This is a genomic window from Lysobacterales bacterium, assembly GCA_019634735.1.
Taxonomy (GTDB): Bacteria; Pseudomonadota; Gammaproteobacteria; order Xanthomonadales; family UBA2363; genus Pseudofulvimonas.
This window is the reverse complement of the sequence record JAHCAT010000003.1, coordinates 263,241-285,342: the sequence shown is the minus strand read 5'-3', so window position 1 is coordinate 285,342 and position 22,102 is coordinate 263,241. Positions and strand designations below refer to the sequence as shown.

General features: G+C 71.5%; 22 protein-coding genes, 3 tRNA genes and 1 riboswitch. Of the genes, 12 read left to right on the top strand and 13 right to left on the bottom strand.

The features are described 5' to 3' along the window. Nucleotides 1-3: 3 nt before the first annotated feature. The 6 genes from KF823_05175 to KF823_05150 form a co-directional block, all read right to left on the bottom strand. The gene (locus KF823_05175; GenBank protein ID MBX3725290.1) at nucleotides 4-1,890 is read right to left on the bottom strand and encodes a Gldg family protein; all 1,887 of its coding nucleotides are present in this window, start codon (nucleotides 1,888-1,890) and stop codon (nucleotides 4-6) included. A 13-nt stretch (nucleotides 1,891-1,903) separates the two neighbouring features. After that, nucleotides 1,904-2,641: an ABC transporter permease subunit gene (locus tag KF823_05170; protein MBX3725289.1), complete on the bottom strand. Its 738-nt coding sequence runs from the start codon at nucleotides 2,639-2,641 to the stop codon at nucleotides 1,904-1,906. After that, on the bottom strand, nucleotides 2,638-3,579 hold the full coding sequence (locus KF823_05165; GenBank protein MBX3725288.1) for an ABC transporter ATP-binding protein: 942 nt from the start codon (nucleotides 3,577-3,579) through the stop codon (nucleotides 2,638-2,640). Before KF823_05165 ends, KF823_05170 begins: the two co-directional genes overlap by 4 nt. 336 nt (nucleotides 3,580-3,915) lie before the next feature. Next, entirely contained in the window at nucleotides 3,916-4,965 is a 1,050-nt protein-coding gene (locus KF823_05160) for an SRPBCC family protein (GenBank protein ID MBX3725287.1), read from the bottom strand. 546 nt (nucleotides 4,966-5,511) lie between these two features. Further along, a complete protein-coding gene (locus tag KF823_05155) occupies nucleotides 5,512-6,153 on the bottom strand; it encodes a response regulator transcription factor (GenBank protein ID MBX3725286.1) in 642 nt (213 codons plus the stop codon). Further along, nucleotides 6,150-7,292, bottom strand: coding sequence for a sensor histidine kinase (locus tag KF823_05150; GenBank protein MBX3725285.1), 1,143 nt, complete (start codon nucleotides 7,290-7,292; stop codon nucleotides 6,150-6,152). Before KF823_05150 ends, KF823_05155 begins: the two co-directional genes overlap by 4 nt. Nucleotides 7,293-7,835: 543 nt before the next feature. Between KF823_05150 and minC the strand changes: the two genes are divergently transcribed. The 12 genes from minC to KF823_05090 all read left to right on the top strand — a co-directional run bounded on the left by minC (nucleotide 7,836) and on the right by KF823_05090 (nucleotide 17,639). Next, nucleotides 7,836-8,798: a septum site-determining protein MinC gene (minC, locus tag KF823_05145; protein MBX3725284.1), complete on the top strand. Its 963-nt coding sequence runs from the start codon at nucleotides 7,836-7,838 to the stop codon at nucleotides 8,796-8,798. Between the two features lie 49 nt (nucleotides 8,799-8,847). Beyond that, nucleotides 8,848-9,657: a septum site-determining protein MinD gene (minD, locus tag KF823_05140; protein ID MBX3725283.1), complete on the top strand. Its 810-nt coding sequence runs from the start codon at nucleotides 8,848-8,850 to the stop codon at nucleotides 9,655-9,657. 3 nt (nucleotides 9,658-9,660) lie between these two features. Then, complete coding sequence (minE, locus tag KF823_05135) at nucleotides 9,661-9,930, top strand: cell division topological specificity factor MinE (protein ID MBX3725282.1); 270 nt, start codon at nucleotides 9,661-9,663, stop codon at nucleotides 9,928-9,930. A gap of 19 nt (nucleotides 9,931-9,949) precedes the next feature. Further along, the gene (locus tag KF823_05130) at nucleotides 9,950-10,438 is read left to right on the top strand and encodes a hypothetical protein (protein ID MBX3725281.1); all 489 of its coding nucleotides are present in this window, start codon (nucleotides 9,950-9,952) and stop codon (nucleotides 10,436-10,438) included. A 120-nt stretch (nucleotides 10,439-10,558) separates the two neighbouring features. Continuing rightward, nucleotides 10,559-12,256 (top strand): AMP-binding protein, encoded by a 1,698-nt coding sequence (locus KF823_05125; GenBank protein MBX3725280.1) that lies wholly within the window; start codon nucleotides 10,559-10,561, stop codon nucleotides 12,254-12,256. A gap of 71 nt (nucleotides 12,257-12,327) precedes the next feature. Next, nucleotides 12,328-12,446, top strand: a riboswitch (molybdenum cofactor riboswitch). 3 nt (nucleotides 12,447-12,449) lie between these two features. Continuing rightward, nucleotides 12,450-13,433, top strand: coding sequence for a GTP 3',8-cyclase MoaA (gene moaA / locus KF823_05120; GenBank protein ID MBX3725279.1), 984 nt, complete (start codon nucleotides 12,450-12,452; stop codon nucleotides 13,431-13,433). A gap of 26 nt (nucleotides 13,434-13,459) precedes the next feature. After that, a complete protein-coding gene (locus KF823_05115) occupies nucleotides 13,460-13,987 on the top strand; it encodes a hypothetical protein (protein MBX3725278.1) in 528 nt (175 codons plus the stop codon). After that, nucleotides 13,977-15,239 (top strand): molybdopterin molybdotransferase MoeA, encoded by a 1,263-nt coding sequence (locus KF823_05110; GenBank protein ID MBX3725277.1) that lies wholly within the window; start codon nucleotides 13,977-13,979, stop codon nucleotides 15,237-15,239. The genes KF823_05115 and KF823_05110 overlap by 11 nt, the downstream gene beginning before the upstream one ends. Continuing rightward, nucleotides 15,236-15,502 (top strand): MoaD/ThiS family protein, encoded by a 267-nt coding sequence (locus KF823_05105; GenBank protein MBX3725276.1) that lies wholly within the window; start codon nucleotides 15,236-15,238, stop codon nucleotides 15,500-15,502. The genes KF823_05110 and KF823_05105 overlap by 4 nt, the downstream gene beginning before the upstream one ends. Before the next feature lie 2 nt (nucleotides 15,503-15,504). Next, complete coding sequence (locus KF823_05100; protein ID MBX3725275.1) at nucleotides 15,505-15,996, top strand: molybdenum cofactor biosynthesis protein MoaE; 492 nt, start codon at nucleotides 15,505-15,507, stop codon at nucleotides 15,994-15,996. Nucleotides 15,997-16,064: 68 nt separating this feature from the next. After that, nucleotides 16,065-16,574, top strand: a complete 510-nt coding sequence (locus KF823_05095) for a molybdenum cofactor guanylyltransferase (GenBank protein MBX3725274.1) — start codon at nucleotides 16,065-16,067, stop codon at nucleotides 16,572-16,574. 153 nt (nucleotides 16,575-16,727) lie between these two features. Continuing rightward, entirely contained in the window at nucleotides 16,728-17,639 is a 912-nt protein-coding gene (locus tag KF823_05090; protein MBX3725273.1) for an endonuclease, read from the top strand. Between the two features lie 29 nt (nucleotides 17,640-17,668). Here KF823_05090 and KF823_05085 read toward each other — a convergent pair. The 7 genes from KF823_05085 to kdsB form a co-directional block, all read right to left on the bottom strand. Next, nucleotides 17,669-17,755, bottom strand: a tRNA-Leu gene (locus tag KF823_05085). A 147-nt stretch (nucleotides 17,756-17,902) separates the two neighbouring features. Beyond that, a tRNA-Cys gene (locus tag KF823_05080) sits at nucleotides 17,903-17,976 on the bottom strand. A gap of 143 nt (nucleotides 17,977-18,119) precedes the next feature. After that, nucleotides 18,120-18,195 (bottom strand) — tRNA-Gly (locus tag KF823_05075). A 36-nt stretch (nucleotides 18,196-18,231) separates the two neighbouring features. Next, complete coding sequence (pgsA, locus tag KF823_05070) at nucleotides 18,232-18,894, bottom strand: CDP-diacylglycerol--glycerol-3-phosphate 3-phosphatidyltransferase (protein ID MBX3725272.1); 663 nt, start codon at nucleotides 18,892-18,894, stop codon at nucleotides 18,232-18,234. A 45-nt stretch (nucleotides 18,895-18,939) separates the two neighbouring features. After that, on the bottom strand, nucleotides 18,940-20,808 hold the full coding sequence (gene uvrC / locus KF823_05065; protein ID MBX3725271.1) for an excinuclease ABC subunit UvrC: 1,869 nt from the start codon (nucleotides 20,806-20,808) through the stop codon (nucleotides 18,940-18,942). Continuing rightward, on the bottom strand, nucleotides 20,801-21,301 hold the full coding sequence (locus KF823_05060; GenBank protein MBX3725270.1) for a low molecular weight phosphotyrosine protein phosphatase: 501 nt from the start codon (nucleotides 21,299-21,301) through the stop codon (nucleotides 20,801-20,803). The genes uvrC and KF823_05060 overlap by 8 nt, the downstream gene beginning before the upstream one ends. Before the next feature lie 3 nt (nucleotides 21,302-21,304). Next, nucleotides 21,305-22,066, bottom strand: a complete 762-nt coding sequence (kdsB, locus tag KF823_05055; protein MBX3725269.1) for a 3-deoxy-manno-octulosonate cytidylyltransferase — start codon at nucleotides 22,064-22,066, stop codon at nucleotides 21,305-21,307. Between the last annotated feature and the right edge of the window lie 36 nt (nucleotides 22,067-22,102).

Here is a 22,102-nt window from a genome sequence, read left to right as displayed (position 1 = left end):
CGGTCAGACCGCGGCCGCTGTGGCCTCGCGGCGGCGGCGGCGGCGCCAGTAGACCAGGCCGGCCACGGCCAGGGTCAGCAACACCGGCAGCAGCCAGACGTTGATGAACTTGAGCCAGCTGCCCAGCCGGTCGATGTCGGCGTCCAGCTGCCGGCGGACCTGGCGCAGCTCGCGGCGGATCTCCAGCTGACGGCTGCGGAACCGCTCCAGCTCGGTGCGCTGCTCGGCGCTCAGGATCAGCGCCTGTCCGGGCTCCTGGCGGGTCTGCAGCTCGTTGAGCCGGCGCTCGGTCTCGCCAAGCTCGTCCTGCAGCTGCCGCTCGGTATCCCGGAACCGTTCCTCGGCACGCCGCTGGATCGCCTCCACCGTGGTGAACGGGCGTGCCGACGTGGCCCGGCCGCGTACGCCGATGAGCGCGCTCGACCCGCCCAGGGTATCGACGGTGTTGATGAACAGGTCGCCGTTGTTGGCGAAGGCATTGACCAGGCGCTGTCCCAGGAAGTTCTGGACCTGGACCCAGAGCCGGTCGGTGAGCAGGTCGGTGTCGGCGAACACCACGACGTTGCCGGGTTCGGCGGACTCGGCCAGGTGGCCCTCTCCGGCGCGTTCGGGAAAGGCGGTGGGGAACACCCCGTGCAGCCGCCCGGCCAGCACATGCCGCTCGCCACTGGGCTGGAAGTCGGCGAACAGACCGGAAGGATCGGGCATGAACTTCAGTCGTTCGGCATCGGCCAGCGCCGACTCGCCGCTGGACTGGATCAACGGCACCAGTTGCAGCGGGCTGCCCTCGGCAAGCCCGATGGCGCCCGCCGCGGAGACATTGACCGTCGACAGCACGCCGGTGATCGCCTCGGCGTCGTTCAGGGCCTCCTGGCCCAGGGCCAGGATGGCCAGGTGCCGGACCGGTGGCCGACCGGCCTGCATGCTCACCTGGGCGGCGTAGCGCGCGTCCAGGACCACCTTGCCCGGGTCGTACTCCACGCCCCAGGCGCGGAACAGCCGCGCCAGGTCGGAGCTGCGGTTCGCGAACATCGCCGCGCTGGGGTTCTGCGGATCGTTGCCGGACTCGTCGGCGTCGGACAGCGGATCGACGAACACCACCAGCCGGCCACCGCGCAGCACGAACTGGTCGATCGCGTACAGCGTGTCGTCCGACAGCTCCTTGGGATGGACGAGCAGCAGCACGCCGATGTCGGGGTCGATGGCGGACAGGCCTGTGGCGGTGAGCTCCCGGACGTCGAACAGCTGGCGCAGCTCGGACAGCGCGACCCAGGGCTCGGGCAGGGTGCGCATGGCCGGATCGAAACTGCCCGACATCGGCAGCGCACTGATCAGGCCGACCACCGGCTTGCGGACCTGGTCCAGCTCGTGGACGAGCTTGGCGAGGTCGTATTCCAGGAACGCCTCCTTGTCCATCTGGAAGAACGGGATCGCGGCCTGGCCATCGGTGGCGTTGGTTCCGGCCAGGCCGAAGTACAGGTTCTCGCCGCTGCGGCCGACCGGCACGGGGGTCAGCCCGAAGCTGGTCGCCCGGTCCTCTTCCTCGGAGAACGGCAAGGGATCGATGACGCGCAGCACCAGCTTGCCGCGCGACAGTCCGGCGAGCTCCTCGAGCAGTTCGCGCACGCGGGTCGCGTAGGCCCGCAGCGGCTGCCCCTGCGGCAGGTCGGCGCTTACGCGGTCCGAGAAGAAGTAGTACAGGGTGATCGGCTCGTCGATGCCGCGGACGATCTCGCGGGTGCCCTCGGAAACCGTGAACAGGCGGTTCTGGGTCAGGTCGATGCGCAGGCCGCGCAGCAGCAGGTTGCTGACCAGCAGCACGGCGACCAGCGCGATGCCCAGCAGCACCAGGGTGCCGACGGTGGCGGAACGGCGGTTGGCGGGATTCATGGCGTCGGTGTCCTCAGTCGGCCTTCTTCATTTCGACGACGATGGCGCAGGCGTACAGCCATGCGCCGATCATCAGACCGAAATAGACGAGATCGCGCAGGTCGATGACGCCCTTGCTGATGGCATTGAAGTGGGTCAGGAAGCTGATCGAGGCGATGCCGTCGACCAGCGCCTGCGGTGCCCAGCCGCTGAATGCATCCAGGACCAGCGGATAGCCCGCCAGCAGCAGCAGGAAGCACACCACCACGGTCAGGATGAAGGCGATCACCTGGTTGCGGGTCGCCGCCGACAGGCAGGAGCCGATCGCCAGGAAGGCACCGGCCATCAGCAGGCTGCCGATGTAACCGGCCAGGATCGCGCCGTTGTCCGGGTTGCCGAGGTAATTGACCGTGATCCAGACCGGGAAGGTCAGCGCCAGGGCGATGGCGATGAAGGCCCAGGCCGCGAGGAACTTGCCGAGCACCGCCTGGCCCATGGTCACCGGCAGGGTGAGCAGCAGCTCGATGGTTCCCGACTTGCGCTCCTCGGCCCACAGCCGCATGGACACCGCAGGGACAAGGAACAGATAGAGCCAGGGGTGGAAGGTGAAGAACGCGCCGAGGTCGGCCTGGCCGCGCTCGAAGAAACCGCCCAGGTAGAACGCCATGGCGGCCGCGAGGACCAGGAAGATCAGGATGAACACATAGGCGACGGGGGTCGCGAAGTAGCCGGCCAGCTCGCGCCGGAAAAGGCTCATGACGGGCGATCTCATCGGCGCACTCCCTCCTTGTGCACCGGCAGGGTGATCTGCCGGAACACCTCGTCCAGACGGCCCGACTCCAGGGCCAGCTCGTCGACCGCGAAGCCGCGGTCGCGCAGCAGGGCGCTGACCGCGGGGAACAGCGGGCGACCGGGCTTCGGGAAGGCGGTGACGCGGCCGTCCTGGGCGTCGACCTCGACCTGGGCGACCTCGTCGAGTCCGCGCAGCGCGGCGACCAGGGCCGGCGTGTCGGCGCAACTGACCGAAACCGCCCCGTGGAAGCGGGAACGCCGCTCCAGCTCGGCCGGCGTGGCGTCGGCCAGCAGGCGGCCACCGGCGATCACGATGGCGCGCGTGCACACCGCATGCACCTCCTCCAGGATGTGGGTGGAGATGACGATGATCTTGTCCTTGGCCATCGCCTGGATCAGGGAGCGCACCTCGTGCTTCTGGTTGGGGTCCAGGCCATCGGTGGGCTCGTCCAGGATCAGCACCTGGGGATCGTGCAGGATCGCCTGCGCCAGGCCGACCCGGCGCTTGAAGCCCTTGGACAGGGTCTCGATGGACTGGTCCAGCACGCGCTGCAGGTTCAGTCGCTCGACCACCTCGGCCAGTCGGCGCGCGCGCAGGGCGCCGTCGAGGCCGCGGATGTCGGCGATGAATCCGAGGAACTGGCGGGGCGTCATCTCGCCCCAGGCCGGCGCGCCCTCGGGGAGATAGCCGATGAGCCGCTTGGTGGCGAGCGGCTCGGCCTGGATGTCCAGGCCGGCGACGCGGATGGTGCCGGCGCTGGGCGCCAGGAAACCGGCGATCATCTTCATGGTGGTGGACTTGCCGGCGCCGTTCGGGCCGAGGAAACCCAGCACCTGGCCGGGCTCCACCCTGAAGCTGATGTCGTCGACGGCCAGCAGTGGACCGTATCGCTTGCTTAGGTTGCTGATCTCGATCATGCGCTGATCCCGATGGTGGGCAATGCGGTGGAACCTTGCGGTCCCGCCTGGCTGGCGGACGCGGTTCGGAGGGCGGCCCTGGCCGCCGGTCCGGACCACCCCTGGGCGCGGACGGAACGCGATGTGCGTGGTGGAACGCGGGCGCTGTACGGCGAACGCGACCGGCAATGAACGCGACAGGCGGGAAAAGTTCCCGGAACCGCTCTGCCTTGGGGCCGACGCGGCCGGCGGCCTGCAGGTGCGGGGCGCCCGGCCCTGCCGGATCGCCCCACGGCCCGGCAGGAATGCCACGTGTCGCACTGCGCGGCGCCGCCCACGGGGCGACGCCGCGGCCGGTCAGTGGACCGGCAGGTACAGGTTGGTTTCGAGGTCGGCCTCGCGGATGCCGTTGTCGCCCTCGCCACCGGAGTCGTTGAGGAACTCCTCGAACAGGTTGCCGTTCATGCGGTACCCGTTGGCACCGGCCCAGGCCATCAGCATGTCGCGCTGACGGGGCAGGTCCCATCGGGCGCCGACGTGGGCGACCTTGAGGTAGTTGCCGCCAGGAATGACCCCGAACGAGACGTTCTCCGGCAGGTTGGCCTCGGTCTCGAGGATCGGGATCGCGGCGGTGAAGTCGTAGTTCTGGCCGTAGCGGTTGAGCACGGCGATCCGGGGGCCGGTCCTGGTCAGCCGCTGGATGTCGATCAGGGCGACCAGCGTCTGGGTGAACTGCCGGACCGTCGGCTGGATCGAATAGGGCTGGTTGGTGGCGGCCTGGCCGTTGATCGCGATGACGTTCTTCGGGTGCATGGTGACCAGCACCGGCGGCCGGTCGTCGTACTCGTCGGAGTAATCGACGTCGGGCAGCGACTCGACCCGGGTCTTGACCTGGGCGAGCGCGAACAGCAGGTCGTCGCCGACGTGGCTTTCAAGGTACATGCCGTGCACGCGGCCGATCAGGTCCCAACCGTAATCGACCTCCATGATCATGGTCGCCAGCACGCCGCCGGTATCGTTCTCGCGCAGGCGAAGGTCGAGGGTCTTGGACTCGCCACGGAACGGCGCTTCGAGGCGGTAACGGATACGTTCGCCATCGACCTGCTCGACCACTTCCATGCTGCCGTTGCCGATGTAGGCGTCACGGCTGCTCGCCCACTCGGCCCGCGCACCCGGGCCGCTGCTGCGCTCGCTGAAGGTGTAGTTGATGGCGGGATCGCGCTTGCGCCACGGCGACCAGGTGGGGAACTGCCGGAACGACTTGACCATGTCGTAGACCTGCACCGGCGGGTGGTGGATGTCCAGCGAACGTTCCACCCTCGCCTTGCTGGGCAGCAGGGCCATCAGCACCACGAAGAAGACCGCGGTGAAGATCGCGGCCAGCAGCAACTCCTTGATGAAACGCATTGAGGTCTTCTCCGGGTGCGTTGGATCGAGCGACCCGGAATGGTAGCGGCGCGGGGGGTCGATTGCCAACGGCCGCTGAACGCGGTGCCGGATCGCCCCGTCGCAGCGTTCGCGTTGTTGCACGCGCAGGTGCCGGGACGATGGGGCGCCGTCCTGGCGATCGCGACTGGACGCCGCCGCGGGCACGCGTGCCACGGCTGCGCGACCCGGGCCGGTGCGGCCCCGCTGCCCCACTGGCCCGTGGACCGGCACCGGCCCCGGATCACCCACGGCTCACAGGGGACCTGGAATCCATGAATCAATGGGTTGCGCATCGTTTCGAAGGCAATACCTGATGGCCTTTTCACACGGTCGGCCACAGGACCACGCGCGCGCCAGGACGGAAACGGCGCCAACTCGCCTGGACCAGGCTTCGATAACGACCTCGTGGGCGTGGGCCGGCGCCGACTCGATGCGCATGCTGCACGCGTTCGCGGGTGGTTTCCGGCGCGCAGAGCGACCGGTCCCGCGCGCCGCACCGGGCAGGCGCCGAACGCCGTCCCCGCCTCAGACCAGGCCCAGCTCAAAGGCCTTGAGCACGGCGCGGGTGCGGTCACGGACACCCAGCTTGGAGAGGATGTTCGACACGTGGTTCTTGACCGTACCCTCGGCGACATTGAGGGAGTTGGCGATCTCCTTGTTGCTGTAGCCACCCGCCATCAGGCGCAGGATCTCGGTTTCGCGGTCGGTCAGCGGATCGGGCTGGTCCAGGCTCGCGAAGCTGTTCTGCATGCGGTCCAGCCCGGTCAGCAGTCGCTCGGTCACCGCCGGACGGACCAGCGATCCGCCGCCCGCCACGGTCTGCACCGCCTCGACCAGCTGCTCCAGACTGACGTCCTTGAGCAGATAGCCGCGCGCACCGGCCTTCAGGCCGGCGAGCACCAGCTCGTCGTCGTCGAAGGTGGTCAGGATGATGGTCGGCGGCAGCTCGCCGCTGGCCGACAGTGCGCGCAACACGTCCAGCCCCGACTTGCCCGGCATGCGCATGTCGAGCAGGACGACGTCGGGCCGGACCTTGGGCACCATCTCGATGGCCTGGTCGCCGTCGGCGGCCTCGGCGACCACGTCGATGTCGTCGGACAGCGCCAGCAGGCTGCGGACACCCTGACGGACCAGGGTCTGGTCATCCACCAGCATCACGGAAATCATGGAAGGTCTCCTGTTGGCAGCAGGGCGCGCAGGCGGAAACCCTGCCCTGCCGTGGACTCGAAACTCAACTCCCCGCCGTAGCGGCGCAGGCGCTCGGCCATGCCGCGCAGGCCATTGCCGGCCGCCACCGCATCGCATCCGACACCATCGTCGCGGGCGACCACCTCGATGCGGCCCGCATCGTCGCGCGTGAAGCGCAGCCACAGGTGGCCGGCCCGGCCGTGGCGCACGGCGTTGGTGATCGACTCCTGGGCGACGCGCAGCAGCACCTGGGCGCGCTCGGCGTCCTCCACCGCGAGGTCGCCGGGCAGCTCCAGATGCACCTGAATGCCCGGCACGCCCTCGACCAGCCGCTCCAGCGCCTCGCGAAGGTCGATGGCGGTGTCGGCGCGCAGCACGCTGACCACCTCGCGGACGTCCGCCAGCAGCAGGCGGGTCAGCGACTGCGCCTGGCGAACATGGGCGCGGGCATCGCCCTCGGTGCGGTGCGCGGCGACCTCGAGGTTGAGCGACAGGGCGGTCAGGTGGTGGCCGAGCAGATCGTGCAGTTCGCGGGAGATGCGCACGCGCTCGTTGGCGCGACTGGATTCGGCCAGCAGGGCGCGGGTCGCGCGCAATTCGGAATTGAGGCGGCGTTGCTCGTCGCGGGCCTCGGCCTGGCGCTTGGCGACCATCGAGGTGACGAAGGTGAAGCTGGTGTACCCGAAGAAGAGCCCGACCTGGAGCAGGGCGTCGAGCACGGTGAAGTCTTCGCGCACGGCGAACACCGGCACCATGGCCAGGTTCTGGGCGATCAGCCAGGCCAGGCCGACCACCGGCGACAGCAGCCAAGGCAACACCCCGGCGCTGACCAGCAGCAGGGCGCCACCCAGCCCGGTCTCGCTGAAGTGGCTGATCGCGGCGGGCGCGGCGCTCATCACCACCAGGGCCGCCAGCCGGAACAGGCCCGGGGCGCGCCCCAGGTCCCGCGAGACCAGCCAGTAGGCGCCACCGAAGGCCAGGTAGCACGCCCACCAGGCCAGGTAGGGAAAGCTGTGCGGAGCTGCGCCGGCGAAGAACAACGGCAGCCCGACCCAGGCCCAGGTGAACAGCCCGGCATAGCGGAGCATGAGGGCGGAGCTGAGGCGGACCGTGGGCATGGCCGCCATGCTAGAGGGGGCGACGCGACGGCGCAGCCGCCTAAAGTCACGACTGGGGCCGGTGTCGCGCAATGCCGCGCGCTCCGGGATAATGCCCGCCTTGCCCCGCCCCGGACGGACGGGGCCGACCTGGAGAGACGATGACCCTGCGCCTGCGCGACGCACTGGCGGACGACCTTGCCACGGTCGCCGCCCTCAACGAAGAGGCAGGCCGGGCCGTCGCGCCGCTCGGCGCCGCCGACCTCCAGTGGCGCTTCCGGCGGGCTCCCTACTTCCGGATCGCCGAGGTCGACGGCGCCGTCGCGGGCTTTCTGGTCGCGCTGGACGCCGGATCCGGAGACGGCAACGCCGGCTACCACTGGTTCCGGGCCCGCCACCCGCGATTCCTCTTCGTGGACCGCATCGTGGTCGCCTCCGGATTCCGGGGCCTGGGCCTGGGCCGGGTGCTGTACGCCGACCTGATCAGTTTCGCCGAGGTCAGGGTGCCGGTGCTGGGCTGCCAGGTCGCCCTCGAGCCGCGCGACGACGCCGCCTTGCTGTTCCATGCCTCGCTGGGCTTCCGGGAGACCGGGCAAGTCGCCTTGCCCGGCCAGGGTCGCGCCTGCGTCATGGCCCGCGAGCTGTGCAGCTACCCCTGGGTCCAGGAGACCTGGCTGGCGACCGGCGCGGCCGCCCTGCCGGCCCTGCCCTGGCTGCGCGACCGCAGCCTGCCCGACGCCGACCCGGGTCGGCGCGCCGCGGTGGGCGGCTGACGTGGCGGCCGGCAACGACGCCGCCTGCGACCTGCGCGTCGGCCAGGTCGGCGTTGCCACCCTCAAGCTGCGCCGGCTCGACGGCGCCGCGATCGCAGCGGAACTGCGCGCCAAGGTCGAGGCGGCGCCGCAGCTGCTCGGCCGGGCCGCCGTGATCGTCGACCTGAATGCCTTCACCGGCGCCCCGTCGCTGCAGCAGGTGCGCGAGCTGCTGGCCACGGTCCGCGAGGCCGGCCTGCTGCCGGTCGCCCTGACTTATGGCGCACCCGATATCGAGGCCCTGGCGCGCAGCCTGGATCTGCCCTTGCTGAGCCGGTTCCGGGCCAATTTCGAGCCGGGCGACGCCGCCCCTGCTGCCGCCGCGGCGCCGCCCCCGCCGGCATCTCCCGCCCCCGAACCCGCCCGCCCGGCCACCGCCGCGCCGGCCGGCGGTATCCGTCTGCACGAGGGGCATGTCCGGTCCGGCCAGCAGGTCTACGCGCGTGGCCAGGACCTCACCGTGGTCGGCAGCGTCGGCGCCGGCGCCGAGGTGATCGCCGACGGCAACATCCACATCTACGGGGCCCTGCGCGGCCGCGCCCTGGCCGGCGCCGCAGGCGACACCGCGGCACGCGTGTTCTGCCGGGAGTTCTCTGCGGAACTGGTCGCCGTGGCCGGCCACTACCGCGTTCTCGACGATGCCCCCGCCGCGCTGCGCGGCAAGGCCGTCCAGGTCCGCCTCGACGGCGAGCGCCTGCTGTTCGAGCCGCTATGATCGCAAGCCTACGGCGGGCTCATGCCCGCCCCGCACCAGGAGCATTCCGTTGAGCGAAGTCATCGTCGTCACTTCAGGCAAGGGGGGCGTGGGCAAGACCACGACCTCGGCCTCGATCGCCATGGGCCTGGCCCGCCGCGGGCACAAGGTCGCGGTCATCGACTTCGATGTCGGCCTGCGCAATCTGGACCTGATCATGGGCTGCGAGCGCCGGGTGGTCTACGATTTCGTCAACGTCATCAACGGCGAGTGCACGCTCAAGCAGGCGCTGATCAAGGACAAGCGCCAGGAGAACCTGTCGATCCTGGCCGCCTCGCAGACCCGCGACAAGGATGCCCTGACCCGCGAGGGCGTCGAGCGCGTCCTCGGCGAGATGCGCGAGGAGTTCGAATACATCGTCTGCGACAGCCCGGCGGGTATCGAGAAGGGCGCCTTCCTCGCCATGTACTTCGCCGACCGCGCCGTGGTGGTGGTCAACCCGGAGGTCTCCTCGGTGCGCGATTCCGACCGCATCCTGGGCCTGCTCGCCAGCAAGACCCGGCGCGCCGAGACCGGCGAGGGCAAGGTGCGCGAACACCTGTTGCTGACCCGCTACAGCCCGCGCCGGGTCGCCGATGGCGACATGCTGAGCCTGAAGGACGTCGAGGACATCCTGGGCATTCCGGTGCTCGGCGTGATCCCGGAGTCCGAGGAGGTGCTGCAGTCCTCGAACTCGGGCAATCCGGTGATCCTGGATGCCGAGTCGCCGGCCGGCCAGGCCTACGACGATGCCGTCGCCCGCCTGCTGGGCGAGGACCGCCCGCTGCGTTTCACGGAGGCCGAGCGGAAGGGTCTGCTCAAGCGCCTGTTCGGAGGCTGAGCCATGGGATTGCTGGACCTGTTCCGAAGCAAGCAGAAGAACACCGCGTCGCTGGCCAAGCAGCGCCTGCAGATCATCATCGCCCAGGGCCGCGCCGAACGCGGCGGTCCGGATTACCTGCCGATGCTCAAGCGCGAGCTGCTCGAGGTGATCCGCAAGTACGTGCACGTCGATCCCGACGCGGTCGAGGTCAGCCTGGCCACCGAAGGCGACCACGAGGTGCTGGAGATGAACGTGATCCTGCCCGAGCGCCAGGGTGCCGGCGACCCCTGACCTGCCGCAGCCGGCGGGCGTGCTGCGCCTGCGCGAGATCGACGCCGGCGCATTGGCCGCCCTGCTCTCCGGATACGGCCTGCGCCTGGTGCCGGTCGCCGACGGCGAGGCGATCCCGGGCAGCTACTGGGGCGACGACGAGGCGGGCCTGATCGGTTGCTGCGTTCACGCCCGCGCCGACACGCCGGTGCATTCGGTCCTGCACGAGGCCTGCCACCTGATCGTGCTGCCGCCGGCGCGCCGTGCCGAGGTCCACACCGACGCCACCGACTCGATCGCCGAGGAGGACGCCGCCTGCTTCCTGCAGATCGTGCTGGCCGACCGCCTGGCCGATGTCGGCCGCGACCGGCTGATGGCCGACATGGACGCCTGGGGCTACAGCTTCCGGCTGGGCAGCGCCCGCGCGTGGTTCGAGCAGGATGCCGGCGACGCCCGCGACTGGCTGACCGAACGCGGCCTGCTGGACGACACCGGCGCTGCGGCGATCCCGTCCCCGGGCGCGCACTGAGTCTTCACGCAACCTCCGCGCCACCCCGTCCGGTGCGGCGGCGGCCGTGGTGCGGCGCGCCTTGCCGCTTGCTTCGGGCGTGTGCTGGAATCGGCCATTCGATAGCGAATGGAGGGACCCATGACCGACGCCGCCCGCCCCTGGCTCGCCAGCTATCCGCCTGGCATGCCGGCGCAGATCGACGCCGATGCCTACCCCTCCATTCCCGCCGTGCTCGAGGAGGCCTGCCGGACCTTCGCCGACCGGCCCGCGTTCACCCAGTTCGGGCACACCTTCAGCTACGGCGACATCGACCGTCTCAGCCGCGACTTCGCCGCCTTCCTGACCGGCACCCTGGGCCTGCGCCGCGGCGACCGCGTCGCCCTGATGATGCCGAACGTGCACCAGTACCCGATCGCCATCTTCGGGGTGCTGCGCGCCGGCCTCACCGTGGTCAACACCAACCCGCTCTACACCGCGCGCGAGCTGCGCCACCAGCTGGTCGACTCCGGGGCCAGGGCGATCGTGGTGCTGGAGAACTTCGCCGACACGGTCGAGAAGGTGCTGCCGGACACCAAGGTCGAGAAGGTGATCCTCACCACCGTGGCCGAGATGGTGCCCGGCTTCAAGGGCCGCCTGGTCGATTTCGTGGTCAAGCACGTCAAGCGCATGGTGCCGCGGCACGGCCTGCGCGACACCGTCCGCTTCCGGGAGGCGCTGCGCAAGGGCGCCGGGCTGCACCTCGACGAGCCGTCGATCACCGGCGACGAGGTCGCCTTCCTGCAGTACACCGGCGGCACCACCGGCGTCGCCAAGGGCGCCATGCTGACCCACCGCAACATGGTCGCCAACATGCTGCAGGTGAAGACCTGGATCGGCGGGCACTGCAAGCCCGGCGTCGAGATCATCGTCACCGCGCTGCCGCTGTACCACATCTTCGCGCTGACAGCGAACTGCCTGGTGTTCATGCAGATCGGCGGCCGCAACCTGCTGATCCTCAACCCGCGCGACATGAAGGGCTTCGTGAAGGAGCTCAAGCCCTGGCGCTTCACGGTGATCACCGGCGTGAACACGCTGTTCAACGGCCTGCTGCACACCGAGGGCTTCGACCAGCTCGACTTTTCCGGCCTGCACCTGAGCCTGGGCGGCGGCATGGCGGTGCAGCGCGCGGTCGCCGAGCGCTGGAAGAAGACCACCGGCTGCACGCTGATCGAGGCCTACGGGCTCACCGAGACCTCGCCTGCGGCCTGCATCAACCCGATGAACCTGCCCGAGTACAACGGCTCGATCGGCCTGCCGATCTGCTCCACCGAGGCGGCGATCCGCGACGAGGAGGGCCGCGACCTCGGCCTCGACCAGGTCGGCGAGCTGTGCCTGCGCGGCCCGCAGGTCATGAAGGGCTACTGGCAGCGCGCCGACGAGACCGACAAGGTGCTGGGCGGCAGCGGCTGGCTGCGCACCGGCGACATGGCGCGCATGGACGCGCGCGGCTTCGTCTACATCGTCGACCGCAAGAAGGACATGATCCTGGTGTCCGGCTTCAACGTCTATCCGAACGAGATCGAGGACGTGGTCGCCGCCCACCCGGGCGTGCTCGAGGTGGCGGCGATCGGCATCCCCGACGAGCGCGCCGGCGAGGTGGTCAAGCTGGTCGTGGTGCGCAAGGACCCGGCGCTCGACGAGGAGACCCTGCTCGACTATTGCCGCGAGAACCTGACCGGCTACAAGCGGCCGCGCGAGATCGAGTTCCGCGACGCCCTGCCGAAGACCAACGTCGGCAAGATCCTGCGCCGGGAGCTGCGCGAGGAACACGAGAAACGGGCCGCGGCGGCCGGCTGAACGCCCCGGCGCCCCCGGCGCGACGAGGCCACGCTGGGCTATAGTCCCCACTGTCGCGGCCACAGCCGCGGCACTCCGAAGTCGAACCGCCTGCCTCCCGCAACGGAAACGGCGGCCGACCGTGGCGCCCGGTGCGCCACCTGGGTCGACGGGGAAACCCGGCGGCCTCCCGCTTTTCGGAAAGGAGTGTGCGATGCCGTCCCTCGCCGACCGCCACGGTCGGAGCTTCCCCTATCTGCGGCTTTCGCTGCTGGAGGCCTGCAACTTCCGTTGCGGCTACTGCCTGCCGGACGGCCATCGGCCGCTACCCGGAAAGCCCGCCGACCTGCGCCTGGACGAGATCGGCCGACTGCTGCGCGCGTTCGCACGCCTGGGCATGCGCAAGCTGCGCCTGACCGGCGGCGAACCCAGCCTGCGCCGCGACCTGCCCGAGGTGATCGCGCTCGCCGCGGCGGTGCCGGGCATCGCCAAGGTGGCGATGACCACCAACGGCGAACTGCTGGCGCGCCGCATCGACGCCTGGCGCGCGGCCGGCCTGAGCCACCTCAACGTCAGCGTCGACGCCCTGGATCGCGCGCGCTTCGCGGCGATCACCGGTCGCGACCGGCTGCCGCAGGTCCTCGACGGCGTCGAACGCGCGCTGGCGGCCGGCCTGCGCGCGGTCAAGCTCAATGCCGTGCTGCTGCGCGGCCTCAACGACGACCAGCTGCCGGCGTTCATCGACTTCGTGCGCGAGCGGCCGCTCGACGTCCGCTTCATCGAGCTGATGCGCACTGGCGACAACGGCGACCATTTCGCCCGCCACCACGTGCGCGCCACGGTCCTGGAGGCGCAGTTGCGCGAACGTGGCTGGCTGCCGCAGCCGCGCGCCTTCGATGCCGGCCCCTCGGTGGACTGGGGGCACCCGGACTACCAGGGCCGGATCGGCATCATCGCGCCCTACGCGCCGGATTTCTGCGCCGGCTGCAATCGCCTGCGGGTCACTGCGAGCGGCGACCTGCGCCTGTGCCTGTTCGGCGAGACCGGCATTCCGCTGCGCCCCCTGCTGCAGTCGGACCACCAGGCCGCCGAGCTGCAGGCGACCCTGGTCGCGCAACTCGGCCTGAAGGCCGCCAGCCACGCACTGCACGAAGGCCGCACCGGCCTGGTGCCCCATCTGGCGTCGATCGGAGGCTGACCATGAGCCAGACACCAGGCTTCCAGATGGCCGACGTGCGCGGAAAGCCGGCGACCCGGCGGCGCGCGGTGGCGACGGGCGAACTGCTGGCCGGCGATGCCTTCGACGACATCGCCGCGCGCCGCCTGCCCAAGGGCGACGCCCTGCTGATGGCCCAGGTCGCCGGCCTGCAGGGCGCCAAGTCGGCCAGCCAGCTGATGCCCCTGTGCCATCCGCTGCCGCTGGACTTCGTCGACCTGCACTGGCGGCTGCTGCCGGAGCGCCAGGCGGTGCGCCTGTACTGCGAGGTCGCCACCACTGCGCGCACCGGCGTCGAGATGGAGGCGCTGGCCGGGGTCAGCGCCGCCCTGCTCACCCTGTACGACCTGACCAAGCCGGTGCAGCCGGCCCTGGCGATCTCCGGCATCCGCCTGCTGTTCAAGGAAGGCGGCAAGAAGGGCCTGTGGCTGCACCCGGACGGCATGGACGGCGACGAGCGCGCGCGCTACCAGCCGCAGTCGCCGCAGCCGGCGGGCGGTGCGCACGGCCACATGGAGGTGCCCGGTGCGGGTTGACCAGGCGCTGGCCGAGGTCCTGGCCCGCTGCGCTCCGCTGCCGGCCGAACCGGCCGCCCTGGAAACCCTGTCCGGGCGCGTGCTGGCCGCCGACGTCCTGGCGCCCTGCGACCTGCCCGGCTTCGACAACGCCGCCATGGACGGCTATGCCCTCGCACTCGGCGACCGGTCGGCCCACGCGGGCGAGGCGTTCGAAGTCGCCGGCGAGCAGGCGGCGGGCGACCCGGCGCGTGCCAGCGCCACCGCCTGCGCGATCATGACCGGCGCCCGGCTGCCGGAGGGCCTGGACACCGTGGTGCCCGTCGAGGAAACCCGGTCCCAGGACCCCGGGACCGACGACGGCCCGGCACGCATCGCCCTGACCGCAGCCGCGCGCCCCGGGCAGCACGTGCGCCGGGCCGGCGAGGACATCGTGCGCGGCGCGCCGGCCCTGCCCGCGGGCACCCGCATCGGCCCGGCCCAGCTCATGCTGCTGGCCGCCCTGGGTGTCGAGGCTGCGCCGGTGCGCCGCAGACCGGCCGTGGCGGTGCTGTGCACCGGCCGGGAACTGGTCGACGACCCCCGGCAACCGCTTGCCTCCGGGGAGATCCGCAACAGCAACGGACCGTTCCTGCGCGCTGCCCTGGCCACGGCAGGCGCCCGGGTCCTGCCCGGCCCGGCCAGCGTGCCGGACGACCCCGCTGCGTTCCGCACGGCCCTGGCGCAGGCGCTGGCCGACGGTGCCGACCTGGTGGTCTCCACCGGCGCGGTATCGATGGGCCGCTACGACTTCATCCCCGAGGTGCTGGCCGTGCTTCCGGCGCAGACCGTGTTCCACCGCCTGCGCATGCGCCCTGGCAAACCGCTGCTGTTCGCGCTGCTGCCCGGCGGCGCACTGTTCTTCGGCCTGCCCGGCAATCCGGTGTCGAGCGCGGTCGGCCTTCGCTTCTTCGTGCTGCCGGCGCTGCATGCGCTGCTCGGACTGCCCGCGGAGCGGGCCCTGCAGGCCCGCCTCAGCCAGGACGCGCGCAAGAAGCCCGGACTGACCCTGTTCCAGAAGGCGCGCGTGTTCCAGCAGCCGGACGGCACGCTGGCCGTCGACCTGCTGCCCGGCCAGGAGTCCTTCCGCATCGCGCCCCTGGCGCGCGCCAACGCCTGGGCGGTGCTGCCCGAGGACGGCGAGTCGCTGGCGGCCGGCACGCCGGTGGCGGTGTACCCGCTGTCGCCCGCCGATGCCTGGCCGGATCCGTCTCCACCCGACACCCGCCCATGACCACGACCGTCTCCGTGCGCCTGTTCGGCGCCTTCCGCGACCTGGCCCCGGGGGCCTTGGTCGAACTGCCCGTTCCGCGGGACGCCAGCATCGCTACGCTGCGCGCCGCCCTGGACACCCACGGCCGCAGCCACTGGCCGGCCTTCAAGCCCGGCCTGCTGGCGGTCTCGGTGTTCGCCAGCGCCGAGCGCGTGCTGCGCGAACACGAGCCGGTACCGCGCGACGGCGAACTGGCGGTGCTGCCGCCGGTCAGCGGCGGCTGAGCATGGCTGACGCACTCGCCTGCGCGATCGCCGACGCCGGTGCCGGCGCCCTGCCCGACCCGGCCGTCGCCCTGCGCCACGTCGCCGCACCCGGCTTCGGCGGCACCGCCCTGTTCGTCGGCGCCATCCGCGACCTCAACCACGGCCGCACCGTGGTCGGGGTCAGCTACGACCTGTACGACGCGCTGGCCCTGAACGTGTTCCGGCGCGCCTGCGAGGAGGCTGCCGCGGCGTTCGGCCCGGCAATCCGGCTGTACGTGGCGCACGCCCGCGGGCGGCTGGCGGTCGGCGAGGTCGCGGTCGTGGTGGCGGCCGGCACGCCGCACCGCGACGAGGCATTCCGCGCCTGCCGGGCGGTCATCGAGGCGGTCAAGCACCAGGCGCCGATCTGGAAGCAGGAGCACTACGCCGACGGCGACAGCGCCTGGAGCGAGGGCTGCTCGCTGTGCGGCGGCCACGACCACGCCGCCCCGGTGCCCGCCGGACCGGCGTGACCCCGCAGCCGCCGGCCGGCCATCTGCCCGCCATCGGCCTGGTGCTGGCCGGCGGTGCCAGCCGGCGCATGGGCCGCGACAAGGCCTTGCTGCCCTGGCAGGGCCGGCCCCTGCTCGACCACATGCTGGCCCTGTTGGCCGCGGCCGGCGTCGAGCGCAGCGTGGTCAGCGGCGACCGACCCGATCACCATGGCCTGCCCGACCGGTATCCCGGCCAGGGACCGCTGGGCGGCCTGGCGACAGCCGTTGCCGTCCTGCCCGACTGCCGCCTGCTGGTGGTGCCGGTGGACATGCCGAGGCTGGCGCCGGCGCGGCTGGTGGACCTGCTGCGGGCGTCTCCGCAGGCGGCCTGCCTGCACTTCTTCGGACAACCCATGCCGATGCACCTGCGCGTGGACGCTGCCCTGCGCGAACTGCTGGCCGGCTGGCTGGCCGATCCGGCCGGACCGCGGTCGGTGGTCGCGCTGCAGGCTGCACTGGTCGCTCGAACCCTGGCGTCGGCGGACCTCGATCCCGGCCAGTTCGACAACCTGAATACGCCCCAGGATTGGCCCACGCCACCGGCACGCTGCCGTTGACCTGCTGCGGGCGTCGACCGCACCGCAGCCTCCCGGTCGACACGCCACCGATGCCTGCCGGGACGGGCACCCGCGCCGACACGTCCTGGTGAAACATTCCCCGGCTATGCTGCGCGCCATTCCGGCGCGTCTTGCGTCGTCCCGCCGATAGCCATGCTCCCTGCCCCGTGGATCCGGCGGCTGGCCGTCGTGCTGGCCGCCCTGCCCTTGCCCGCCGCCGCCCTGGGTACCGGCGACTATTACGCCGGCGTCGACGCCAGCACGCCCGGCACGCTGCGCAGCACCCTGCACGCAGCGATCAAGGATCACCGTCGCTTTCCCTACACCAGCACCGCCACCGACACCTGGGACATCCTCGAACTCGCCGACCAGGACCCGGCCGATCCCGGTCGAATCGTCGATGTCTACCGCAACGCCAGCTACGCCAAGCAGGGCGGCGGCAACAGCTTCTACAACCGCGAACACACCTGGCCGAACAGCTACGGCTATCCCAACGACAACGCCGGCAACTACCCCTACACCGACGCCCACGGATTGATGCTGTCCAACAGCAGCTACAACAGCGCGCGCGGCAACAAGCCGTTCGGCACCTGCGCGCCGGGCTGCACCGAATACGTCACCGACGCCACCAACGGCAGCGGTGGCGGCAGCCAGGCCTTTCCCGGCAACAGCAACTGGGCCAACCCGCAGCTCTGGCAGGTCTGGCGCGGCCGCCAGGGCGACATCGCGCGCGCCCTGCTCTACCTCGACATCCGCTACGAGGGTGGCCAGCACGGCGTCACTGGCCACGCCGAGCCCGACCTGGTGCTGACCGACGAGATGTCGCTGGTGCAGACCACCGGCGGCAACACCACCGGCCGCGCCTACATGGGCCGGCTAAGCGTGCTGATCGCATGGCACGAGGCCGACCCGGTCGACGAACACGAACGCCTGCGCAACGCGGTCGTCTTCAGCTTCCAGGGCAACCGCAATCCCTTCATCGACCACCCGCACTGGGTCGCCTGCCTGCACCTGGGCGACTGCCCGCAGGACGACGTGCTGTTCGCGTGGGGCTTCGAGGACTGAGCGGCGCCTGCCGGATCGGCGGCGCGCGCTGGTGCCCGGGGCGGGACTCGAACCCGCATGGCCTTGCGGCCGGAAGATTTTAAGTCTCCTGCGTCTACCGGTTTCGCCACCCGGGCGGGTGTCGGGGCATGTTAGCCGGGGACCGGTACGGCGACATCGTCGTGCCGGTCGGAGGTCGCCCGTTCGACAACGAAGGCGGCGGCGACGGCGTGCCGACGCCGGATACGACGACGCCGCGGAAGTCCGCGGCGTCGTCGTGCAATTGGAGGCCTGGGTCGGAATCGAACCGGCGTACACGGCTTTGCAGGCCGCTGCATGACCACTCTGCCACCAGGCCGGAGGCATCGGCGACGTCGCGTCGCCGGGGCCGGCAAGCTTAGCGCGCCGACGGCCCCAGGGGAAAGGCGCGGACGCCCTTCCCGACCCAGGCTGGCTCCGGAAACGACGCGGCCCCGGGTGACCGGGGCCGTGCCGAGAATCTGGAGCGGGAAACGAGACTCGAACTCGCGACCCCGACCTTGGCAAGGTCGTGCTCTACCAACTGAGCTATTCCCGCCTGGGAGCGCGCATCATACGGATTGCCACGCGACTGTCAAGGTCCGTCGGCGCGGGCGGTCCGGGTCGCGGCGATGGCCGGCAGCTCCGGTCGCTGCGCCTGGGGCGGTCCGGACTGCGCATCGGCCGGCCCTGCCACCAGGGCATCGCCGCGCATGTGCGGCCACGCCGCGCGCAGGTAGATGCCGCCCGACCACAGGGTGAGCGCCGCCGCGACCACCAGCAGCCAGCGGCCGATCTCGTAGATCGGGATTCCCCACAGGTCGTGCTGGTAGAGCAGCAGGGTCAGGGCGACCATCTGCACGATGGTCTTGAACTTGCCCAGGCCGGCGACCCGGATGTGGGTGTGCCGGCCGATCGTCGCCATCCACTCGCGCAGGGCGGTGATCGAGATCTCGCGGCCGACGATGATCGCGCCGAGGATCGCCATCAGTGCGGTGGGGTCCTGCTGGACGATCAGGAACAGCACGACGGTGACGGTGAGCTTGTCGGCGACCGGGTCGAGGAAGGCGCCGAACGCCGAGGTGAGGCCGTAGCGACGTGCCAGCCAGCCGTCCAGCCAGTCGGTCAGGGCGATCGCCACGAACAGGAAGGCGGCGATCACGTTGCCACCCTTGGCCGGCAGGTAGAAGCAGGCGACCAGCACCGGCATCATCGCGATGCGCGCCAGGGTCAGCCAGGTCGGCAGGGTGATGGCCATGACCGGGATGGTAACAGTGCAGGCCGCGGGCGGCCGCGCAGCGGCTCAGGCGTGCAGGGCCGCGTAGATGCGTTCGGCGAGTTCGCGCGAGATGCCCTTGACCTGCATGAGGTCCTCGATGCCGGCCGCGGCGACACCCTGCCAGCCGCCGAACTGCCGCAACAGGGCGGCACGGCGGCTGGCGCCGATGCCGGGGATCTCCTCCAGCCGGCTGGTCTGGCGCGCCTTCTCGCGACGGCCGCGGTGGCCGGTCAGGGCGAACCGGTGCGCCTCGTCGCGGACCTGCTGGATCAGCTGCAGGGCCGGCGAGGCGGGGCCGGGCTGCAGCGATCGGCCGCTGTCCTCCAGCCACAGGGTCTCCTCGCCGGCCTTTCGTTCCGGCCCCTTGGCGACGCCGACCAGGCGCAGTCCGGTTACGCCGAGTTCGTCCAGCGCGGCGCGCGCCTGGGCGAGCTGGCCCTGGCCACCGTCGATCAGCAGCAGGTCGGGCAGCGCCGAGGCGGCCTCGTCGGGATGCTCGAGGGCCCGCCGGAAGCGCCGTGACAGCGCCTGGTGCATGGCCGCGTAGTCGTCGCCGGGCTCGATGCCGGCGATGTTGTAGCGCCGGTACAGGGCCTTGTTCGGGCCGTCCGGCCCGAACACCACGCACGAGGCCACGGTGGCCTCGCCCAGGGTGTGGCTGATGTCGAAGCACTCGATGCGGGCCGGCGGCTCGTCCAGGCCGAGCAGTTCGGCCAGGTCGGCGCGCCGCTGCAGGGCGGTGCTGCGGCTGGCCCGGCGCATCGCCAGGGCCTGGCGGGCGTTCTCGTCGGCCAGCTCGACCAGGCGCGCGCGCTCGCCGCGCACCTGGCTGCGGATCTCGACCTTGCGCCCGGCCCGCGACGACAGCACCTCGGCGATCAGCGCCTGGTCCGGGATCGCATGGCTGAGCACCAGCTCGGCGGGCGCCTGGCGCTCCAGGTAGTACTGCGGCAGGAAGGCGGCGAGCACCTCGGCAGGCTCGGCGCGTCCCGGCGGCAGCGCCGGGAAGTAGCCGCGCGAGCCCATGCCGACGCCGCCCCGGAAGGCGACCAGGAACACGCAGGCCAGGCCCTGCTCGACCCGGCAGGCGAGCACGTCGGTGTCGCCGCTGGCGGCGTTGACGGCGTGGCGGGCCTGCATCTTCTTGAGCAGGGCGACCTGGTCGCGCAGGCGCGCGGCGCGCTCGAAGGCCAGCTCGCGGCTGGCGCCCTCCATCTCGGCAACCAGGGCATCGACCAGCTCGCCACTGCGGCCGTCCAGGAACAGGCCGGCCAGGCGCACGCTGTCGGCGTACTCCTGCTCGGACACCAGGCCCACGCAGGGGCCGCTGCAGCGACGGATCTGGTACTGCAGGCAGGGTCGCGTGCGGTTGTTGAACACGCTGTCGCGACAGCCGCGCAGGCGGAACAGCTTGTGCAGGAGGTCGAGCGTCTCGCGCACCGCGCCAGCCCCGGGATAGGGCCCGAAATAGCGGCCCGGTTCCCGCCGGGCGCCGCGGTGGAAACCGATCCGCGGCCAGTCGCCACCACCGAGGTGGATGTAGGGATGGCTCTTGTCGTCGCGCAACTGGATGTTGTAGCGCGGCCGCAGCGACTTGATGAGCTGGTTCTCCAGCAGCAGGGCCTCGCCCTCGGTGCGGGTCACCGTCACCTCGATGCGGGCGATCTGGGCGATCATCGCCGCCAGCCGCGGATCCAGGCGCGGCCGGCTGAAATAGCTCGCGACGCGCCGGCGCAGGCTGCCGGCCTTGCCCACGTAGAGCACCTCGCCGTCGTTGCCCAGCATCCGGTAGACACCGGGGCCGCCGGGCAGGCTGCGCAGGAAGGCGGCGATCTCCTGGCGGCTGCCGAGGGCCGGGGCCTGGGAGGCGCTGCCGGGATCCGATTCAGTCATTGGCGCCGGAGAGCAGGCGCGGCAGGCGTTCGACCAGGCGACGCGAGGCATCGTCGAGCAGGCGGTGGACCTGGACGAAGCCGTCGGCGTCGCCGTAGTAGGGATCGGGCACGTCGTCGCCGTCCAGGCCCAGCCAGGGCAGGTAGGGCTCGATGCGTCCGCGCAGCGCCGGCGCCAACCGGTGCAGGTGGCGCTGGTGGCCGGCGTCCATGGCGAACACCAGCCGCGCCCGCTGGCAGTGCCCGGCATCGACCTGGCGGGCGCGATGATCGGACAGGTCGATCCCGAAGCCGCGGGCGGTTGCCACCGTGCGCGGATCGGCGCCCTGGCCGACGTGGTAGTCGTGGGTGCCGAAGGATTCGAAGCGCACGCGCCCGGCCAGGCCCGCCAGTCCGGCATGGTGGCGCGCCAGGGCCTCGGCCAGCGGCGAGCGGCAGATGTTGCCGGTGCACACGAAGGCGATCATCGGCGAGGGTGCGGACGCCCGCGACATCGCTCAGCCCCCGGCCAGCAGGGCGGCCTCGACGGCGGCCAGGTCGGCCTCGGTGTCGACGCCGGGTGGCAGCCGCTGCGGGATCACCGCCACGGCGATGGCGATGCCGGCCGCGAGGATGCGCAGCTGCTCGAGGGACTCGGCCTGCTCGAGGCTGCTGGCCGGCAGGTCCGGGAATTCGCGCAGGAAGCCGGCGCGATAGCCGTACAGGCCGAGGTGGCGCAGGAATCCGGCGTCGGGCGGCAGCGCGCCGCGGTCGCGGGCGAAGGCGTCGCGCTGCCAGGGAATCGGCGCACGGCTGAAGTACAGGGCGCGGCCACGGCGGTCGCAGACGACCTTGACCACGCTGGGCTCGAACACTTCGGCAATGTCGACGATCGGCGTCGCCAGGGTCGCCACCGGCGCGTCGCTGCCGGCCAGGGTCTCGACCAGCCGATGCACCGCGGCCACCGGCACCAGCGGCTCGTCGCCCTGCAGGTTGACGATCCGGTCGTCGTCGCGCCAGCCCAGCGCGCGCGCGCACCAGGCCAGGCGGTCGGAGCCGGTGGCCAGTCCGGACGGCGTCATCGCCACCCGGACCGGCAGGCCGGCCACCGCCTCGGCGATGCCGTCATGGTCGGTGGCAACCACCACCTCGTCGGCGCCGCAGGCCAGCGCCCGGCGCACCGTGTGCACGATCAGCGGCTCGCCGGCGATCAGGCGCAACGGCTTGCCCGGCAGGCGGGTGGCGGCATGGCGGGCGGGGATGGCGATGCGCAGGGTCATGGCGGAAGTCTAGCCCGGCGGCCCTGAGCGCCGCGC

Bases quoted from the DNA above. Each gene is read 5' to 3' on its own strand.
- KF823_05175 (MBX3725290.1), bottom strand. From the start codon at position 1,890: ATGAATCCCGCCAACCGCCGTTCCGCCACCGTCGGCACCCTGGTGCTG.
- KF823_05170 (MBX3725289.1), bottom strand. From the start codon at position 2,641: ATGAGATCGCCCGTCATGAGCCTTTTCCGGCGCGAGCTGGCCGGCTAC.
- KF823_05165 (MBX3725288.1), bottom strand. From the start codon at position 3,579: ATGATCGAGATCAGCAACCTAAGCAAGCGATACGGTCCACTGCTGGCC.
- KF823_05160 (MBX3725287.1), bottom strand. From the start codon at position 4,965: ATGCGTTTCATCAAGGAGTTGCTGCTGGCCGCGATCTTCACCGCGGTC.
- KF823_05155 (MBX3725286.1), bottom strand. From the start codon at position 6,153: ATGATTTCCGTGATGCTGGTGGATGACCAGACCCTGGTCCGTCAGGGT.
- KF823_05150 (MBX3725285.1), bottom strand. From the start codon at position 7,292: ATGCCCACGGTCCGCCTCAGCTCCGCCCTCATGCTCCGCTATGCCGGG.
- minC (MBX3725284.1), top strand. From the start codon at position 7,836: ATGCCTCGCTGGGCTTCCGGGAGACCGGGCAAGTCGCCTTGCCCGGCC.
- minE (MBX3725282.1), top strand. From the start codon at position 9,661: ATGGGATTGCTGGACCTGTTCCGAAGCAAGCAGAAGAACACCGCGTCG.
- KF823_05125 (MBX3725280.1), top strand. From the start codon at position 10,559: ATGACCGACGCCGCCCGCCCCTGGCTCGCCAGCTATCCGCCTGGCATG.
- moaA (MBX3725279.1), top strand. From the start codon at position 12,450: ATGCCGTCCCTCGCCGACCGCCACGGTCGGAGCTTCCCCTATCTGCGG.
- KF823_05115 (MBX3725278.1), top strand. From the start codon at position 13,460: ATGGCCGACGTGCGCGGAAAGCCGGCGACCCGGCGGCGCGCGGTGGCG.
- KF823_05105 (MBX3725276.1), top strand. From the start codon at position 15,236: ATGACCACGACCGTCTCCGTGCGCCTGTTCGGCGCCTTCCGCGACCTG.
- KF823_05100 (MBX3725275.1), top strand. From the start codon at position 15,505: ATGGCTGACGCACTCGCCTGCGCGATCGCCGACGCCGGTGCCGGCGCC.
- KF823_05095 (MBX3725274.1), top strand. From the start codon at position 16,065: ATGGGCCGCGACAAGGCCTTGCTGCCCTGGCAGGGCCGGCCCCTGCTC.
- KF823_05090 (MBX3725273.1), top strand. From the start codon at position 16,728: ATGCTCCCTGCCCCGTGGATCCGGCGGCTGGCCGTCGTGCTGGCCGCC.
- pgsA (MBX3725272.1), bottom strand. From the start codon at position 18,894: ATGGCCATCACCCTGCCGACCTGGCTGACCCTGGCGCGCATCGCGATG.
- uvrC (MBX3725271.1), bottom strand. From the start codon at position 20,808: ATGACTGAATCGGATCCCGGCAGCGCCTCCCAGGCCCCGGCCCTCGGC.
- KF823_05060 (MBX3725270.1), bottom strand. From the start codon at position 21,301: ATGTCGCGGGCGTCCGCACCCTCGCCGATGATCGCCTTCGTGTGCACC.
- kdsB (MBX3725269.1), bottom strand. From the start codon at position 22,066: ATGACCCTGCGCATCGCCATCCCCGCCCGCCATGCCGCCACCCGCCTG.